Here is a 15,518-nt window from a genome sequence, read left to right on the forward strand (position 1 = left end):
CGGTCACTTCAGGACGGCGCGGATCGCGTCGGTCAGCTGGTCCCCGTTGGGCAGCAGCGCCTGGTCGAGCACCAGTGCGTAGGGGATGACCGCGCCGTCCGGCCGGGTCACCCGCCGGGGCGGGGCCACCAGGTCGAACTGCTCGGCGGCGGTGGCCAGGACCTCGCCGGCGAAGCCGCTCATCCGGTTGGCGTCGTCGATCACGACCAGTCGGCCGGTCTTCTCGGCCGAGGCCCGGATCGTCTCCCAGTCCACCGGGTAGATGGTGCGCGGGTCGACCACCTCGATCGACACCTCGTCCGCCATCGCCTCCGCGACGGCCAGGGCGGTGTGCACGCACTGGCCGGTGGCGACGACGGTCACGTCCTCGCCCGCGCGGTGGATCCGGGCGGAGCCGAGCGGCACCGGGCCGAGCTCGCCGGTCACCTCCTCGACCGTGCCCATCAGCGCGCTCGGCGCGAAGACGGCCACCGGGTCGGGGTCGCGGAGCGCCGAGAGGAGCAGGCCGTAGGCGTCCGAGGCGGTGGCGGGCAGCACGGTCTTGATGCCGACGTGGGCGAAGAGGCTGTAGGGGTGGTCGGAGTGCTGCCCGGCCATGCCGGACCGCGAACCCGAACCCGGCACCAGATAGGTGACGGGGACCTCCACCTGCCCGCCGGTCATCAGCGAGAACTTGTGCGCCTGGTTGGCGATCTGCTCGAAGACCAGATACAGCAGCGACGGGATCTGGTACTCCACGACCGGCCGCTGCCCGGCCATCGCCGCGCCGGTGGCCAGGCTGGTGAACGCCTGCTCCGACAGCGGCGTGTCGACGACGCGGCCGTCGCCGAAGCGCTCGTGCAGGCCCTTGGTGGTCTGGGTCAGCCCGATCCGGACGTCCTCGCCGAAGACGCAGACGCGGTCGTCGCGCGCCATCTCGTCGTGGAGCGCCTGGTTCAGCGCGGTGATATACGCAAGTGCACCCATCAGATCATCACTCCGGGCCGTGTCGTCGTGCCGTCGGCATACAGGTGGTCGAGCGCCTCGTGGGGCTCGGGGGCGCGGCCCGCGCGGGCGAACTCCACGGCCTCGTCGATCAGCGTGGAGATCTCGGCGTCGACGGCGCGGACCGTCGCGGCGTCCACCCGGGTGCTCTGGGTGCGCAGCGGGTCGCGGGCCCGCCAGTCGCCCACCTCGGCGTCGTCGCGGTAGTTGAGCGCCACCTGCTCCTCGTAGGAGTGGTGGCCGTGGAACCGGTAGGTCCGGCACTCCAGGTAGGCCGGGCCGCCGCCCGCGCGGCAGCGCTCGACGGCCTGGGCGGCCGCGTCGGCGACGGCCTCGGCGTCCATCCCGTCGACCGCGCGCGCCGCGAGGCCGAACGCGGCCGCCCGCTCCACCGGGTCGCCGGCCAGCGCCCGGCCGACCGGCAGGCTGGTCGCGTAGCCGTTGTTCTCGCAGACGAACACCACCGGGAGCCGCCACAGGGCCGCGAGGTTGAACGCCTCCAGCACCACGCCCTGGCTGAGCGCGCCGTCGCCGAAGAAGGCGACGGCCACCCGGTCCTCGCCGCGCTGCCGGAACGACCAGGCCGCGCCGGCCGCGATGGGCGCGCCCGCGCCGACGATGCCGTTGGCGCCGTAGACGCCGAGGCCGACGTCGGCGGCGTGCATCGAGCCGCCGCGGCCGCGGTTGAGGCCGTCGGTGGTGCCGAGCAGCTCGGCCAGCATCCGCTTGGGGTCGGCGCCCTTGGCGAGGACGTGGCCGTGCCCGCGGTGGGTGCTGGCGACGACGTCGTCCTCGGTGAGCGCGGAGCAGACGCCGGCGGCCACCGCCTCCTGGCCGATGTAGGGGTGGATGCCGCCGACGATCTCGCCGGTGAGCGACATCGCGAGGCAGCGTTCCTCGAATTCTCTGATCAGGCGCATCGTCCGGTAGAGCCGGACGGCACGTGACTCGGCGCCCATCGCCGGTCCCCCTTTTTTTCTCGTGGTCGGCGGCTGAGCGTCGTCATCCGCCGGGCGTGGTCAGCGGCTGAGCGTCCGGTAGCGGCGGACCGACAGCGGCATGAAGATCACCAGCAGCACTACGGGCCAGGCGACGGCCAGGGCCACGGCGTGGTCGGTGACCCAGGAGTCGCCCCCGACGCCCGGGTTGCCGAACAGCTCGCGGCAGGCGGACACCGTGGACGACAGTGGGTTCCACTCCGCGATGTGGCCCAGCCAGCCGGGCATCTTCTCGGGCGAGACGAAGGTGTTCGCCAGCATGGTCAGGGGCAGCAGCGGCACGTACGCCGCTCCGGCGGCGTCCGGGGGCAGCAGCAGGCCCAGGTAGATCCCGACCCAGATGAGCGAGTAGCGCCAGAGCAGCAGCAGGCCGAGCGCGGCCAGCGCCTTGCCGGGGCCCTCGTGCCAGCGCCAGCCGACCAGCAGGCCGCAGACGAGGAGGATCGTCAGCTCGATCACGGAGCTGAACATGTCGGCGAAGCTGCGGCCCATCGCGACGCCCGACTGGGCCATCGGCATCGAGCGGAACCGGTCGGTCACCCCCCGGGAGACCGCGCTGGTGACGGCCAGCATGCTCGTCACGACGCCGAACATCATCGCCTGCCCGAACAGGCCGGGCATCAGGAACGCGCGGTAGTCCCCGCCGCCCTCGACCGACATGGCGCTGCCGAAGACGTAGCCGAAGACCACCGTCATGATCGGGAACATCATGCAGTAGAAGATCAGTCCGGGGTTGCGGCGCCAGTTGATCATGTTGGCGCGGCCGACCACCCAGCCATCGGTGACGGCCCACCGGGCCCTTCCCAGCACGGCCCTCATCCGACCGGCTCCTTCCTTCGACCGGCACGGTTGGTCACGTGCAGGAACACGTCGTCCAGCGTCGGGCGGCGCAGCGACACGTCCGCCACCTCGTGGCCCCGGTCGCGCAGCGTCCGCACGATCTCCACGAGGTCGCCGACCCGGTCCCGTACCGCCGCGTCGACGCGGCGGGCCTCGGTGTCCACGTCGGGCTCGGTGTCCGTGAGGCGGGCGATCTCGGCCGCGGCGGCGGGCAGGTCCGCGCCGGCCGCCAGGGTCACCACGATGCGGTCGCCGCCGACGAGGGACTTCAGGGTCTCGGGCGTGCCCTCGACGACCCCGCGTCCCGCGTCGATGACCGAGATGTGGTCGGCGAGCCGGTCGGCCTCCTCCAGGTATTGCGTGGTGAGCAGCACGGTCGTGCCCTGCCCGACCATCGAACGGACCATCTTCCAGACCTCGTTGCGGTTGCGCGGGTCGAGGCCGGTGGTGGGCTCGTCCAGGAAGAGGACCTTGGGGAGGGTGAAGAACCCGGCGGCCAGGTCGAGCCGGCGCCGCATGCCGCCCGAGTAGTGCTTGAGCCGCTTGTCGGCGGCGTCCGTCAGGTCGAACAGCTCCAGCAGTTCGTCCGCGCGGCGCCGGGCCTCCTTGCGGCCCACGTGGTACAGGCGGCCCCACATCTCCAGGTTCTCGCGGCCGGTCAGGATCTCCTCGACGGCCGGGTACTGGCCGGTGACCCCGATGTTGCGGCGCACCTCGGCGGGCTCGCGGGTCACGTCGTGGCCGGCCACCACGGCACGGCCGCCGTCCGGCTTGAGCAGGGTGCTGAGGATGCGCACGGCGGTCGTCTTGCCCGCGCCGTTGGGGCCGAGCAGGGCGCACACGGTGCCCTCGGGCACGACGAGGTCGAACCCGTCGAGTGCCGTGCCGGTCGGGTAGGTCTTGCGCAGGCCCTCGGCGACCAGGGCGGCGTCGGCCGAGCCGCTCATGCTCCTCCTTCGGGGATCAGTCGGGACGGGTCGGCGGCGTTCATGAACGCGCTCAGCGCCCGCAGGTGCTTGGCGGGCTTGGCCCAGTCCAGGCTGTCGCACCACTCGGCCAGGTCGGCCAGTTCGACGGTCGCCCGCCGCTTCTCCTCGTCCGGGAGGTTGGCGACGGAGTAGTCGTCGGGCCACTGCACGACGTTGGCGAGGTCCGCGTCGAGGCCCTCCTCGCGGGCGAAGCGCAGCAGGTCCCGCAGCCCCCACAGGTTGAGCCGCTGGGGCGCGACCTGGAGCCAGAGGTTCACCTCGGTCTTGGCCCGGCGGAGGTTGGCGACGAACACGTCCCACTTCGCGGGTTGCCGGATGCGCTCGAAGACCTCGCCGACGCCGTCGCAGGACGCGCCGATGCCGACGCTCTTGAAGTGCGGGAAGCGGTCGAAGACCTTCTCCGGGAGCACCGTGAGGTTGGAGTTGTAGACGATGTCGACGTTGCCCGCGTTGCCGGTCTCGATCAGCAGGTCGAGCAGCGCGAAGTGGCCCGGCTGCATGAACGGTTCACCGCCGGCGAAGTACAGCCGGCGGATGAGGTGGGCGTTCTCGCGGAGCGTCGCCCACAGCTCCTCGTCCTCGCGGTACGGGTCGATCACGGCGGACGACCACGACGGCCGCTTCTTGGCGCCCCACCCGGAGCTGACCGGGTAGGCGCACATCACGCACCGCAGGTTGCAGGTGTTGCCGAAGCGGATGTCGAGGAAGAACGGGAACTCGTCGAACGAGCCGTCGGGAGCGGTCCGTTCGGCGAGGTCCGCGAAGTCCACCGTGTCGGCGAACCGCTCGTTGATGCTCTGCCGGTACGAGGTCGCGCCCCGGTCCTCGCGGTGGTAGCAGTAGTCGCACGCGGACACGCGCTCGCCGGCCAGCATCTTCAGCCGGGTCCGCCGCATGTTGGGGCTGTTGAACGCCTCGGTCAGCCCGCGCACCTCGTCCGGGTTGTCCTTGGCGTAGCGCGAGTTGGGGGCGCAGCCGAGGGCGTCGGCGTTGAGCTTGAAGACGGGCTCCTCCACGGAGTCGTACAGCTCGTTGTGGTACATGGAGTCGTCCACGCAGCACCGGCCGTAGACGCCGTCGATGGAGGCGCACTGGTGGATCCACGGCAGCACGCACATGGTGGGGCTGGGCGGGGGCTGGGTCATTTCGCGTCCCTCTCCGGCGTCTCCGGTGCGCTCGGCTTGGTGGCGGTCAGCAGGATGTCCAGGTAGAAGGGCTCGGCCGGGCCCTCGACACGGCCCAGGCCGCCGAAGACGCGGTCGAGGTAGTCGTCGACGAGGCGCGGGCGCAGCCGGTCGGCCAGCGTGAGGGTCCGCAGCAGCAGGCCCACCGGCCCGCCGGCCGGCCAGCCGTGCTGCCGGCCGTGGTGGCGCAGCAGGAGCAGCAGGCCGCGGGGGCCGCAGGTGAGCTTGACCGCGCGGTCCACGGTGAACCCGGACCGCTCGGCCTGGGCCGCGAGTCCGTCGGCCGTCCAGCGCCACAGATCCTGGCCGCCGTGCTCCTCCCACACGCCGTGCGTGGAGAGCACCAGCCTGCCGCCCGGCCGGAGCAGCCGGAGGGCCTCCCGCAGGTGGGTGTCCGGGTCCGTCACGTGCTCCAGGACCTGGGTGGAGAGGATGCCGTCGAACGAGCCGTCCGGCAGGGAACTCATGCCGTCCGCGTCGAGCTCGTGGTCGGCGGTCAGGTCCTCGCCGCCGCGCATCTCGGCGGTCTCCAGCCGGGCGCCCGGGAGCAGGCCGCGGTAGGGCGAGGTGCCCGCGCCGAAGTCGAGCCAGCGGCCCGACGCCCCGCGGAGCTCCTCGGCCAGCGCGTCGCGGAGGTCGAGCAGGTGGGCGTAGGCCCAGTCGCCGGGGCGCGGGTCGGTCCGCTCGCGGTAGCGCTCGGCGACGACCTCGTCATGGGTGGGTTCGCGGCGCGGGCGGGCCGGGGCCCCGGTCAGGGCCCCCAGCAGCGGCAGCCGGTTCAGCAGGTTCACCACCGCCAGTACTCCTCGTGCGGGAACCGCAGGCCGGAGATGGCGGGGGACTCGTCCCACAGCCGGTACGACTCCGCCGGGCGGTACGCGAAGGGCTCCTCGCCCCGGTGCTCCTCGGCCGCGGCGCGCTGCTCCAGGCAGGAGCGCAGCACCTGCTGCTTGAGCCCCACGTACTCGGGCGTGTGCGGGCCCAGTTGGCGCTCGACCTCGCCGGGCCGGTACTCGTAGTAGACGACCCGGCGCTGCTTGCCGACCACCGCGGGGGCGCCGTGCAGCGTGAGGATGTTGTGGAACAGGGCGTCGCCCGGCTCCATCACGGCGGGGACGGCCCCGGTGGTGTCCCACTCGGTGGCGTTCATCCGGTCGGCGGTCTCGGTGATCCGCTCGTCGTCCCAGTAGTTGGACTGCGGGATGGCCCAGACGCAGTTGTCCTCGGGCGCGGGGTCCAGGTAGACGCCCACGTCGATCACGCGGCCGCCGCCGGTGACGGCGACGGCGTCGCGGTACATCTGGCCGTCGCGGTGCCAGGCCAGCCGGGGCGCGCCGGCCGGGGTCTTGAACACCATGCTGTCCCAGGTGGGGATGAAGTTGGGGCCGACCAGGGACTCCATGGCGCCCAGCAGCAGCGGGTGGCCCGCGAGCCGGGCCAGCACCGGGGACTTGTCCATGACGTACTCGATGCGGACCGGGGCCGCGTCGGGGTCCTCGGGCTCCAGCGTCCAGATGGTGTCGTGCGGGGACCGGGTGCGCCAGGCGTCGTCGATCAGGCCGGCCGCCGCCTCCTGCGCCGCCGCCAGCTCGGCGGGGGTCAGCAGGCCGCGCACGGCCAGCACGCCCTCGCGCCGGAAGGCGGTGATGTGCTCGGGGAGCAGGCCGGTCTCCCGGATGTGGCATTCGGGGACCGCTGGGGTGGTGTCGGTCACGGCGGTTGCACTACTCCTCGGGGGTACGGGCGGACAGGGGCCCGCGGGCGGCGACGAAGTACCACTGCGTGCGCAGCTCCTCGGCGAAGGCGGCCCGGTCGAGGCCGGGCTCCGCGGCCAGCCAGCCCGCCAGGGTGTGGATCGTGTAGCCGAGGTCGTCGACCAGCAGTGCCCACAGGTCGTCGCTGGTGGTGCCGTAGTCGCGCATCGCGTGGTCGCCGCCGTGCTCGAAGACGACGACGGGGGACTCCCGGCGGAGCAGTTCGGCCGCGCCGCGCAGGGCGCCCACCTCGCCGCCCTCCACGTCCACTTTCACCAGGTCGACGCGGGCGTCGGCCGGGACGACGTCGTCGAGGCGGACGGTGTCCACCGCGATCTCCACCAGCGTCTCGTCGGCGCGGTCGTACGGCCGGCGGCGCAGGCCGCTGTAGCCGGGGTTGGAGACGACGTGGACGAAGCTGTCCCGGCCCTCGGTGGCGGCCGCGGCGGCCTGCCACACCGTGACCTCGGGGAAGTCCCGGCGCAGTCCCTCCGCGTAGTGCGGCAGTGGCTCGACGGCGAAGTGCCGGCCCGGGGGGCGGCCCGGCGCATGTGCGCGAGGATCTCGCCGCCTCCGGCGCCGATGTCGAGGCAGCCGGAGTCGGGGGCGCAGACCCGCTCGATGATCTCGACGGTGAGTTCGTCGTACCACTCGTTGAGCCGGTCGACGGGTATGTGCTCAGCCACGGTGGGCCCCCCGCGTGCGCGTCCGCGCGGTGCGGGGCTTCACGCGGCCTCCTCTTCTCTGCGCAGGGTGAGGAAGCAGACGCCGCCCTGGTCGTCGAGCGACCCGGGGACGGGCGTCAGTCCGGCCTCCGCCGCGAGCTTGCCGACCACGTCGGTGCCGAGCCAGGACATGAACCCCTTCACGGCGACCGGGTGGGCGCCCGGGTAGCTCGCCACGTACTCGTGGAACTGCGGCCTGGTGACGTCGCCGAAGTCCAGGTAGTTGAAGAGGAACCGGCCGCCGGGGCGCAGCACGCGGCGGATCTCGCGCAGGTAGAGGAAGACCTCGAAGGCGTTCAGGTGGATGAACACGTTGAGCGCGAACCCGGCGTCGAACGAGGCGTCCGGCAGTCCGGCCAGATAATCGTTCTGGATGTGGTGGTAGTCGACGTTCGGGATCCCCGCGCAGGTGGCGCGGGTCTTGTCCAGGAACGACTGGCTGACGTCCGCGCACAGCAGGCTGTTGACCCGGGGCGCCAGCTCGCGGGCCATGACGCCCTCGCCGCTGCCGATCTCGAACAGGTCGACGCCCTGGTGTAGGGAGAGCGCCTCCGTCAGCTGCCCGATCCGCTCGGCGCGGTCGCGCAGGTACTCGTCGCGCGGCTGGTAGCCCGCGAGCCGCACCTGCATGCCCTCGGCGTCGTCCCATTCCCAGACGACGTTGAGGTCCTCGACGCTCCGCGGCATGCGCACGCCCTTGCCGGCCGGTGTCTCGCTTGTCATGCCGCCTCACTCCTGATGTCGCTCGAACCATTCACGCCGTCGCGGGCGGTGTCCCGCGGGTAGGCGGTCTGCCACCAGTCGAGGGTGCGCTTGATGCCCTCGGCGAGCGGCACTTCGGGCCGCCAGCCCAGCTTCGTCCTGGCGGTCTCGATGTCGGGGCGGCGCCGGCCCGGCTCGTCCTCCGTGGGCGGGCGGTATTCGGTCCGCAGCTCCACCCCGGCGTGCGCGGCGATCGCCTCCGCGATCTCGCGGACGGTCATCTCCACGGTCGCGCCGATGTTGACCGGGCCCGGGAAGGACGACTCCATCAGGGCCAGCAGCCCCCGCACGGTGTCCTCGACGTAGCACAGCGAACGGGTCTGCTCGCCGCTGCCGTTGATGGTGAGCGGCTCCCCCGCGAGCGCCTGGTCGATGAAGGTCGGCACCACCCGCCCGTCCTCGCGCCGCATCCGCGGACCGTAGGAGTTGAACAGCCGGGCGATGCCGGTGTCCGCGCCCAGCGTGCGGGCGTAGGCGGCGGTCAGCGCCTCGGTGAACCGCTTGGCCTCGTCGTAGACCGACCGCGGGCCGATCGGGTTGACGTTGCCCCAGTAGGTCTCGGGCTGCGGGTGCTCCAGGGGGTCGCCGTAGACCTCCGAGGTGGAGGCGACCACGAAGCGGGCGTCGTGCTCCAGCGCCAGCCGCAGCGCGTTCTCGGTCCCGGCCGAGCCGACGCGCAGCGTCTCCAGCGGCAGCGCCAGGTAGTCCAGGGGGGACGCCGGCGACGCCAGGTGGACGACGTGGTGGACCGGCCCGTCGACGTGGAACGGCTCGGTCACGTCGGCCACCAGCAGGGTGAACCGCTCCTCGCCGGCCAGCGCCTCGACGTTGGCGGCCCTGCCGGTCGACAGGTTGTCCACGGCGACCACGAACAGGCCCCGCTCGACGAGCCGTTCGCACAGGTGGGAGCCGATGAATCCGGCACCCCCGGTGACCACGGCCCGCTGGCCCTTCTCCAGTCCGATCGTCACGCGACCCTCCGAAGCTCGTTGGCGTTCCCCACGGCCTCGGCGACGTCCTCCGCCGAGAGTCCGCCGTCGGCCACCAGGCGTTCCAGCAGTCCGGCGATCACGGCGGGCGAGGGCGCCCGCTCGACGCCGTCCCGCAGCTTCTCCGCCGCCAGGCGGTAGCGGTGGTCGAACAGCACGCCACGCAGCGCCTCGTCGATCTTCTCGGCGGTGGCCTCCAGACCGGAGAGGGTCACCGTCGCGCCGGTGGGGTCGACGCGCCGGCCGCAGACCAGCGTGTCGTAGTTGAGGGCGAGGGAGAGCTGGGGGATCCCCGCCACGATGCCGTTCATGTAGCAGTTGGCGCTGCCGTGGTGGATGAGCAGGTCGCAGTACGGAAGGATCAGCTCCAGCGGGCAGTTGCGCAGCACGCGGACGCCGTCGGGCAGCGATCCCAGCTGCTCCACCTGCTCCGGCGGCGCCGTGAGAACGACCTCCGCGCCCTGGCGCACCGCCGCGTCGATGGCGTGCCGCAGTGCCGGGACGTCGGAGCCGAAGATGCCCGACGCCGAGTTGCCCCAGACCACGCAGACGCGCTTGCCGCGGACCGGCCCGAGCTGCCAGGGGTCGGCGCCCTGGGCGCCGTTGTACGGCACGTAGCGCATCGGCAGCCGCAGCGCGTCGCCGAGCGGCGGGATCGCCGAGTCCGGCGAGGGGTCCACCGCGTACCGGATCCGGTCGCGGCCCCAGTCGACCCCGTACTTCTCGAAGCACGACAGCGGGTCCGCCGAGACCAGGTCGAGGCCCGGCTCGGTCTCCACGGTCCCGATGAACCCGGGGGAGACGTAGACGCTGGGCACGCCCCGGAGCGCGGCGACCAGCGCGCCCTCGACCGCCATGATGTCGTGCACCACCAGGTCGGGCTTCCAGTGGTCGCCGAAGCTCACCGCGTTGTCGTAGCTGCGCTGCACCGCGTCGATCGACTTCTGCCAGAAGTCGCGCAGGTCGGAGGCGTCGAAGTCGTTGAGCGACTCCATCCGCTCCCCGGTGAACGGGTGCAGCGGCAGCGGCCGCGGGCCGGACTGCGGTGGCGTGTACATGGCCTGTACGTAGAACGCCAGCCGCGCGCTCTCCATCATGTCCGGCGCGTCGAGCACCGGGACCGGCATCAGGCCGGCCGCGGCGACCCCGCGCACCTGCGACGGCGGGCACGCCACGCGGATCTCGTGCCCCGCGCCGCGCAGCGCCCAGGCCAGGGGCACCATGCACATGTAATGTCCCGCCCAGTTCGAGGCGGTGAACATAATCCTCATCCGAAAGACTCCCTGACCTGCCGTTCGATGTCTGCCTGGCCTGCGGCTCAGGGCGCCGGCGGTGCGGCCGGGTCGGCGTACTCGATGACGATGGTCCGCCGCCAGCGGCCGCCGGCGTTCGGGCCGGAACCGTGGACGAGCCGCACGTCGTGCACCACCACGTCGCCCTGGCGCACCGGGACGTGGGCGACGGGCCCGGCGGCCCGGACCTCCGCCACCACCGCGTCGTCGGGGAGCAGGTGCGACCCCGGGACCGCCGTCAGACAGCCGTTCTCCGGGCTCGCGTCGTCCAGGCAGATGCTCAGGTTGCAGACCCTGTGCGGGCCGACGTTGACGCGGTCGCGGTGCCAGGGCACCTCGGCGGCCCGGTACGGCTCCTTGAGGACGAGCGCGTAGGCGGTGGGGACGACCGGGCCGTCCACGAACGCGGCGGCGAGCGCCGCCAGTTCCTCGCTGTGGAGCAGGCCCCGCTCCGGGGCCCAGTCCTGCTTCTCCAGGTTGTGCACGCGGTAGAGGACGGGGCGCTCGTCGCCCTCGACGGGGAAGTTCCAGTAGTCGTCGGAGCGCAGGCCCTCGTCGGTGAAGCGGGCGATGAGCCGCTCGGCTCCCGCCTTGAGGCGGTCGATCGCCTCCGGTTCGAGGACCGGGCCCGCGTTCGCGAAGCCGTCCCGCCGGAACCGTTCGATCGCCGAGGCGCGGTCGTGCGTCGCCGTGGTCATGGGGTCATCCGTCCCTTCGCTCCGTCCTCGCCTCGTCCTCTTCGCGTCACGGGCGGGGCACGCCGGGCTTGCGGGCGGCCGCGACGATGTTGCAGACCTCGGGGGTGACCCGCTCCTGGAGGATTTCGACGTCGGTGAAGCCCGCCCGCTCCAGGGCGCGCATCAGCGACGGCCGGTCCAGCCAGCGCACGTCGACGCTGAGACCGCGGGCCTGCGGCTCGGGGTGGTCCTCGCGGACGGGGTGGAACGCGTAGCCGTCGACGACGTCCAGGCCCTCCGAGCTGCCCCAGTAGTGGGTGGAGAGGTAGAGGCAGTCGGAGACGGAGCCGATGTCCGCGAGCAGCTCCCAGGGGCGCCGCACGTGGTAGAGGAGGCCCGCGCACAGCGTGGCGTCGAAGTGGCCGAGGGCGGCGAAGTCCATGGACTCCACGTCAGCGAGGCGCAGTTCGACGTTGGAGACGCCGTGCAGCTCCATGACGAACTCGGCGCGGCGCAGGTTCTCCTCGCGGCCCTCCAGGGCGAGGATCTCGACGCCGTCCTGCCCGGCCATGGCGAGAGTGTCCGCGCCTTCCAGCGCACCGAGCTCCAGGACGCGCTTGGCCTGCGGGAACGCGCGGAAGAAGGCGTCGGCCCGGTCCTGCGGCGGCTGGCTCAGCAGGTAGTCGCGGGTGGACGCGGTGGCGTACCGGACCCCGTTGTAGACGAAGTCGCCGACCCACGGCTCGAGTTCGGTCACCCGGCGCTGGATCTCAAGGTCGTTCACTGCGGTGTTCCTCCACTGTCAGGTGCGTTGCGGCGCGGGACGGGCTGGGGCGGGGGTTCAGCGGCCGGCGGCGCTCAGCCGGTCGGCCACGCACTGGGCCCACTCCGGGACGTGCTCCCCGCCGATCTCGAGGGCGAACGAGGGGCTCAGCTCGGCGGGGCCGACGGAGGCGGCCCAGGCGGCGGTCCGGGCGAGCCCGTCCGCCAGCGGGGTGTCCGCCCAGTCGCCGAAGACCTCGCGGGCCTCGTCGGTGGCGGTGTAGGCGACCATCACCTCGTCGCGGGCGGGCAGGTGCGCGATGGGGTGGTCGGGGGTGCCGGCCGCCCGGCGCACGGCCTGGGCGAGCTCCAGCACGGTGTTGGTGCGGGACGAGCCGACGTTGAAGGCCCGGCCCCAGGCCGCCTCGGTCTCGGGGGCGCGGACGATGACGTCCACGATGTCCTTCACATAGCTGAACGCCCGGACCTGGCCGCCGTCGCCGTAGACGGAGATCGGCTCTCCGCGCAGGATCTGGTTGAAGAAGATGGCGACCGCGTTACGGTACGGATCGCGCATGTTCTGCCACTCGCCGTACACGTTGTGCATCCGGAACGCCGTGAAGGGCAGGCCCTGGGTGCGCATGGTCGTTTCCAGCTCGCGCTCGACCGTGAGCTTGGCGTTGCCGTAGCTGTCGGCCGGCACCGGGATCGACGACTCCCGCATCGGGGTCTCGCCGTGGCCGTACACCGCGACCGAGGACGCGAAGCAGAAGAAGGAGACCCCGTGGTGCAGGGCGGCGTTGACGAGGTTCACGCTGCCCATGACGTTGGTGCCGTAGTTGAGGCTCTTCACCGAGTGGCTGATGGCCTCGGCGGCGAACGCCGCGAAGTGGAAGACGCGGTCGAACCGCTGCTCGGCGAAGAGCTTGTCGACCAGCTCCGCGTCGGTCACCGAGCCGACGAACAGCTCCGCACCGTCGGGTACGCGCTCGGCGGTGCCGCCGCTGAGGTCGTCGAGGACCGACACCCGGTGCCCGAGGCCGAGCAGGGCCTCCGCCACGTGCGAGCCGATGAAGCCGGCTCCGCCGGTCACCAGACAGTGCGCCATCAAAAACTCCTGGATGTCACGCGAAAAGGGGGATGGGGTCAGGGAAGGGGTGGCGGTTTTTATGCGAACCGGTTGTACGCGGGCCGGTTGTACGCGGGCCTTTTTTACGCGGGCCGTTTCTACGCGGACTGGCCGGCGACGGCCGGCGCCGCGGCCTCGGACCGGGCGCGCTCGGCGAGCGGCTCCCACCAGTCCCGGTTCTCGGCGTACCAGCGCACGGTGTCGGCCAGGCCCTGCTCGAAGGGCACCCGCGGCGTGTAGCCGAGCGCGCGGAGCCGGGCATCGGAGAGCGAGTAGCGGCGGTCGTGGCCCTTGCGGTCGGCGACGCGCTCGACCCGGTCCCAGCCGGCACCCAGCGCGTCCAGCAGGTGGCGCGTGAGCTCCAGATTGGTCAACTCGGCGGTGCCGGCGATGTGGTAGACCTGCCCCGGCCGTCCGCGCTCGGCGACCAGCCGGATGCCGCGGACGTGGTCGGAGACGTGCACCCAGTCGCGGACGTTGCCGCCGTCGCCGTACAGCGGGATGCCGTGCCCGTCCAGCAGCCGGGTGGTGAACAGCGGGACGACCTTCTCCGGGAACTGGTAGGGCCCGTAGTTGTTGCCGCACCGCGTCACGCTCACCGGCAGCCCGTGGGTCCGGGCGTAGGCCAGGGCGACCATGTCGCCGCCCGCCTTCGACGCCGCGTAGGGCGAGTTGGGGGCGATCAGCGCGTCCTCGTCCCAGGAGCCGGTCTCGATGCTGCCGTACACCTCGTCGGTGGAGACCTGCACGATCCTCGGCGTGCCGGCCTCCAGGCACACCTGCATCAGGGCCTGGACGCCCAGCACGTTGGTGCGGATGAAGGGGGCCGCGTCGGCGATCGACCGGTCGACGTGCGACTCCGCCGCGAAGTTGACCACCAGGTCGTGGCCGGGGACGACGTCGGTGAGCAGCCGGGTGTCGCAGATGTCGCCGTGGACGAAGGCGTACCGGCCCGCGACCGGGTCCAGGTTCGCCATGTTCCCGGCGTAGGTCAGCTTGTCCAGCACGGTCACCCGCGCCGGTCCGCCGTCCCGGATCAGTTCGCGCACGTAGTGGGAGCCGATGAAGCCCGCCCCGCCGATGACGAGGACGTTGCGTCCCCGCTCGGCGCCCGTGCCGCCGTCCCGCTTCTCTTCGCCGCCCGCGTTCACCGTCGTGTCCCCCGCTTCCGCAAGCCCGTTCAACAGCCGACCCGGACCCGGCTGTGGTCTCCCAGCACCAGGCGGTGCGCGGTCGACGTCCGGGGGGCGGCGTTCACCTCGGTCTCGCGGCCGATGACCGAGTCCTCGACCCGGGCGACGCCCTCGATCGAGGCGCCGCGCAGGACGATGGAGTACTGGATCTCGCTGTGCGCGATCCGGCAGTTCCCCTCGATGGAGGTGAAGGGGCCGACGTAGGAGTCCTGCACCACCGTGTCGGCGCCGATGACGGCGGGGCCGACGATGCGGGAGCCGGTGATCTTCGCCCCGGCCTCCACCACGACCCGGCCCACGAGTTCGCTGGCCTCGTCCACCTCGCCGTCGACGCGGCCGTCGACGGTCTCCAGCACGTGCCGGTTCATCTCCAGGACGTCGGTGACACTGGCGATGTCCTTCCAGTACCGGTCGATGACCGTGGAGCCGACCACGTGCCCCCGGTCCACCAGCCACTGGACCGCGTCGGTGATCTCCAACTCGTCGCGCCAGGAAGGCTTGATGCCGGCGACGGCCTCGTGCACCGCCGGGCCGAAGGCGTAGACGCCGACGACCGCCAGGTCGCTCCGGGGATCCTGGGGCTTCTCGACGACGGCGGTCACCCGGCCGTCCGCGTCCAGCTCGGCGACGCCGAACCGGCGCGGGTCGTCGACCCGGGCGAGCATGACCTGCGCGGCGGCCTCGCCGCGGCGGAAGTCGTCGACGAAGTCGACGATGCCGTCCACGACGTAGTTGTCGCCCAGGTACATGACGAAGTCGTCGTCGCCGAGGAAGTCACGGGAGATGAGCACGGCGTCGGCCAGCCCGCGCGGGGCGTCCTGCTGGAGGTAGGTGACGTCCAGCCCGAACTGCGCGCCGTCCCCCACGGCCTCCCGGATCTCCGTGGCGGTGGCCCCGACGACCATGCCGACCTCGGTTATCCCGGCCTCCTTGATGGAATTCAGCACATAGGAGAGAACGGGGATATTGGCCACCGGAATCAGCTGTTTGGCCGAGGTGTGCGTGATCGGCCGCAATCTCGAACCGACCCCGCCCACCAATATGAGCGCCTTCATATCCCGCACCTTACGATCAGCGTCGTTGGCTCGACTCGTTTCAAGGGAACTCCAGGTGGCATTGGCTTTCTCCGCTCAAGAACGATCGTAGTGGCGCGTCCTTCGGGTTTTCCCTAAGTTTCGGGGCCGTTGGCGGCGGGGTATTCACCCCGCCGCCGTCCCTTCCGGACGCGCGGCGCACCGTC

16 protein-coding genes are annotated in these 15,518 nt (G+C 72.0%); all 16 read right to left on the minus strand.

The window, feature by feature from the left end; all coding sequences use genetic code 11:
* Positions 1-3: 3 nt before the first annotated feature.
* The 16 genes from ACQEVS_RS18475 to ACQEVS_RS18550 all read right to left on the minus strand — a co-directional run bounded on the left by ACQEVS_RS18475 (position 4) and on the right by ACQEVS_RS18550 (position 15,333).
* A complete protein-coding gene (locus ACQEVS_RS18475; RefSeq protein WP_433021746.1) occupies positions 4-966 on the minus strand; it encodes an alpha-ketoacid dehydrogenase subunit beta in 963 nt (320 codons plus the stop codon).
* Positions 966-1,943 (minus strand): thiamine pyrophosphate-dependent dehydrogenase E1 component subunit alpha, encoded by a 978-nt coding sequence (locus ACQEVS_RS18480; protein ID WP_433021748.1) that lies wholly within the window; start codon positions 1,941-1,943, stop codon positions 966-968. The genes ACQEVS_RS18475 and ACQEVS_RS18480 overlap by 1 nt, the downstream gene beginning before the upstream one ends.
* Before the next feature lie 60 nt (positions 1,944-2,003).
* The gene (locus ACQEVS_RS18485) at positions 2,004-2,801 is read right to left on the minus strand and encodes an ABC transporter permease (RefSeq protein ID WP_433021750.1); all 798 of its coding nucleotides are present in this window, start codon (positions 2,799-2,801) and stop codon (positions 2,004-2,006) included.
* Positions 2,798-3,769 (minus strand): ATP-binding cassette domain-containing protein, encoded by a 972-nt coding sequence (locus tag ACQEVS_RS18490; protein ID WP_433021752.1) that lies wholly within the window; start codon positions 3,767-3,769, stop codon positions 2,798-2,800. Before ACQEVS_RS18490 ends, ACQEVS_RS18485 begins: the two co-directional genes overlap by 4 nt.
* On the minus strand, positions 3,766-4,956 hold the full coding sequence (locus ACQEVS_RS18495; protein WP_433021754.1) for a twitch domain-containing radical SAM protein: 1,191 nt from the start codon (positions 4,954-4,956) through the stop codon (positions 3,766-3,768). The genes ACQEVS_RS18490 and ACQEVS_RS18495 overlap by 4 nt, the downstream gene beginning before the upstream one ends.
* A complete protein-coding gene (locus tag ACQEVS_RS18500) occupies positions 4,953-5,786 on the minus strand; it encodes a class I SAM-dependent methyltransferase (protein ID WP_433021756.1) in 834 nt (277 codons plus the stop codon). The genes ACQEVS_RS18495 and ACQEVS_RS18500 overlap by 4 nt, the downstream gene beginning before the upstream one ends.
* Entirely contained in the window at positions 5,783-6,709 is a 927-nt protein-coding gene (locus tag ACQEVS_RS18505; RefSeq protein ID WP_433021758.1) for a phytanoyl-CoA dioxygenase family protein, read from the minus strand. Before ACQEVS_RS18505 ends, ACQEVS_RS18500 begins: the two co-directional genes overlap by 4 nt.
* A 10-nt stretch (positions 6,710-6,719) precedes the next feature.
* Positions 6,720-7,400 carry an FkbM family methyltransferase gene (locus tag ACQEVS_RS18510; protein WP_433021760.1) on the minus strand — a complete coding sequence of 227 codons (681 nt, stop codon included), beginning with the start codon at positions 7,398-7,400 and terminating at the stop codon, positions 6,720-6,722.
* 74 nt (positions 7,401-7,474) lie between these two features.
* Positions 7,475-8,197 carry a class I SAM-dependent methyltransferase gene (locus ACQEVS_RS18515; protein WP_433021762.1) on the minus strand — a complete coding sequence of 241 codons (723 nt, stop codon included), beginning with the start codon at positions 8,195-8,197 and terminating at the stop codon, positions 7,475-7,477.
* Positions 8,194-9,207 carry an SDR family NAD(P)-dependent oxidoreductase gene (locus tag ACQEVS_RS18520; protein WP_433021764.1) on the minus strand — a complete coding sequence of 338 codons (1,014 nt, stop codon included), beginning with the start codon at positions 9,205-9,207 and terminating at the stop codon, positions 8,194-8,196. Before ACQEVS_RS18520 ends, ACQEVS_RS18515 begins: the two co-directional genes overlap by 4 nt.
* Positions 9,204-10,496 carry a nucleotide disphospho-sugar-binding domain-containing protein gene (locus ACQEVS_RS18525; protein WP_433021766.1) on the minus strand — a complete coding sequence of 431 codons (1,293 nt, stop codon included), beginning with the start codon at positions 10,494-10,496 and terminating at the stop codon, positions 9,204-9,206. The genes ACQEVS_RS18520 and ACQEVS_RS18525 overlap by 4 nt, the downstream gene beginning before the upstream one ends.
* Before the next feature lie 47 nt (positions 10,497-10,543).
* Positions 10,544-11,215 carry a phytanoyl-CoA dioxygenase family protein gene (locus tag ACQEVS_RS18530; RefSeq protein WP_433021768.1) on the minus strand — a complete coding sequence of 224 codons (672 nt, stop codon included), beginning with the start codon at positions 11,213-11,215 and terminating at the stop codon, positions 10,544-10,546.
* 46 nt (positions 11,216-11,261) lie between these two features.
* Complete coding sequence (locus ACQEVS_RS18535) at positions 11,262-11,978, minus strand: class I SAM-dependent methyltransferase (protein ID WP_433021770.1); 717 nt, start codon at positions 11,976-11,978, stop codon at positions 11,262-11,264.
* A gap of 57 nt (positions 11,979-12,035) precedes the next feature.
* Positions 12,036-13,064, minus strand: a complete 1,029-nt coding sequence (locus ACQEVS_RS18540) for an NAD-dependent epimerase/dehydratase family protein (RefSeq protein WP_433021772.1) — start codon at positions 13,062-13,064, stop codon at positions 12,036-12,038.
* A 119-nt stretch (positions 13,065-13,183) separates the two neighbouring features.
* Complete coding sequence (gene rfbB, locus ACQEVS_RS18545) at positions 13,184-14,236, minus strand: dTDP-glucose 4,6-dehydratase (protein WP_433021774.1); 1,053 nt, start codon at positions 14,234-14,236, stop codon at positions 13,184-13,186.
* A gap of 29 nt (positions 14,237-14,265) precedes the next feature.
* Complete coding sequence (locus ACQEVS_RS18550) at positions 14,266-15,333, minus strand: glucose-1-phosphate thymidylyltransferase (protein WP_433021776.1); 1,068 nt, start codon at positions 15,331-15,333, stop codon at positions 14,266-14,268.
* Positions 15,334-15,518: the final 185 nt, after the last annotated feature.

The sequence above is a fragment of the Streptomyces sp. CA-181903 genome, assembly GCF_050937075.1.
Lineage (GTDB): Bacteria > Actinomycetota > Actinomycetes > Streptomycetales > Streptomycetaceae > Streptomyces.

Coding starts and splice junctions, on each gene's coding strand:
- ACQEVS_RS18475 (WP_433021746.1), bottom strand. CDS start 966: ATGGGTGCACTTGCGTATATCACCGCGCTGAACCAGGCGCTCCACGAC.
- ACQEVS_RS18480 (WP_433021748.1), bottom strand. CDS start 1,943: ATGGGCGCCGAGTCACGTGCCGTCCGGCTCTACCGGACGATGCGCCTG.
- ACQEVS_RS18485 (WP_433021750.1), bottom strand. CDS start 2,801: ATGAGGGCCGTGCTGGGAAGGGCCCGGTGGGCCGTCACCGATGGCTGG.
- ACQEVS_RS18490 (WP_433021752.1), bottom strand. CDS start 3,769: ATGAGCGGCTCGGCCGACGCCGCCCTGGTCGCCGAGGGCCTGCGCAAG.
- ACQEVS_RS18495 (WP_433021754.1), bottom strand. CDS start 4,956: ATGACCCAGCCCCCGCCCAGCCCCACCATGTGCGTGCTGCCGTGGATC.
- ACQEVS_RS18515 (WP_433021762.1), bottom strand. CDS start 8,197: ATGACAAGCGAGACACCGGCCGGCAAGGGCGTGCGCATGCCGCGGAGC.
- ACQEVS_RS18525 (WP_433021766.1), bottom strand. CDS start 10,496: ATGAGGATTATGTTCACCGCCTCGAACTGGGCGGGACATTACATGTGC.
- ACQEVS_RS18530 (WP_433021768.1), bottom strand. CDS start 11,215: ATGACCACGGCGACGCACGACCGCGCCTCGGCGATCGAACGGTTCCGG.
- ACQEVS_RS18540 (WP_433021772.1), bottom strand. CDS start 13,064: ATGGCGCACTGTCTGGTGACCGGCGGAGCCGGCTTCATCGGCTCGCAC.
- ACQEVS_RS18550 (WP_433021776.1), bottom strand. CDS start 15,333: ATGAAGGCGCTCATATTGGTGGGCGGGGTCGGTTCGAGATTGCGGCCG.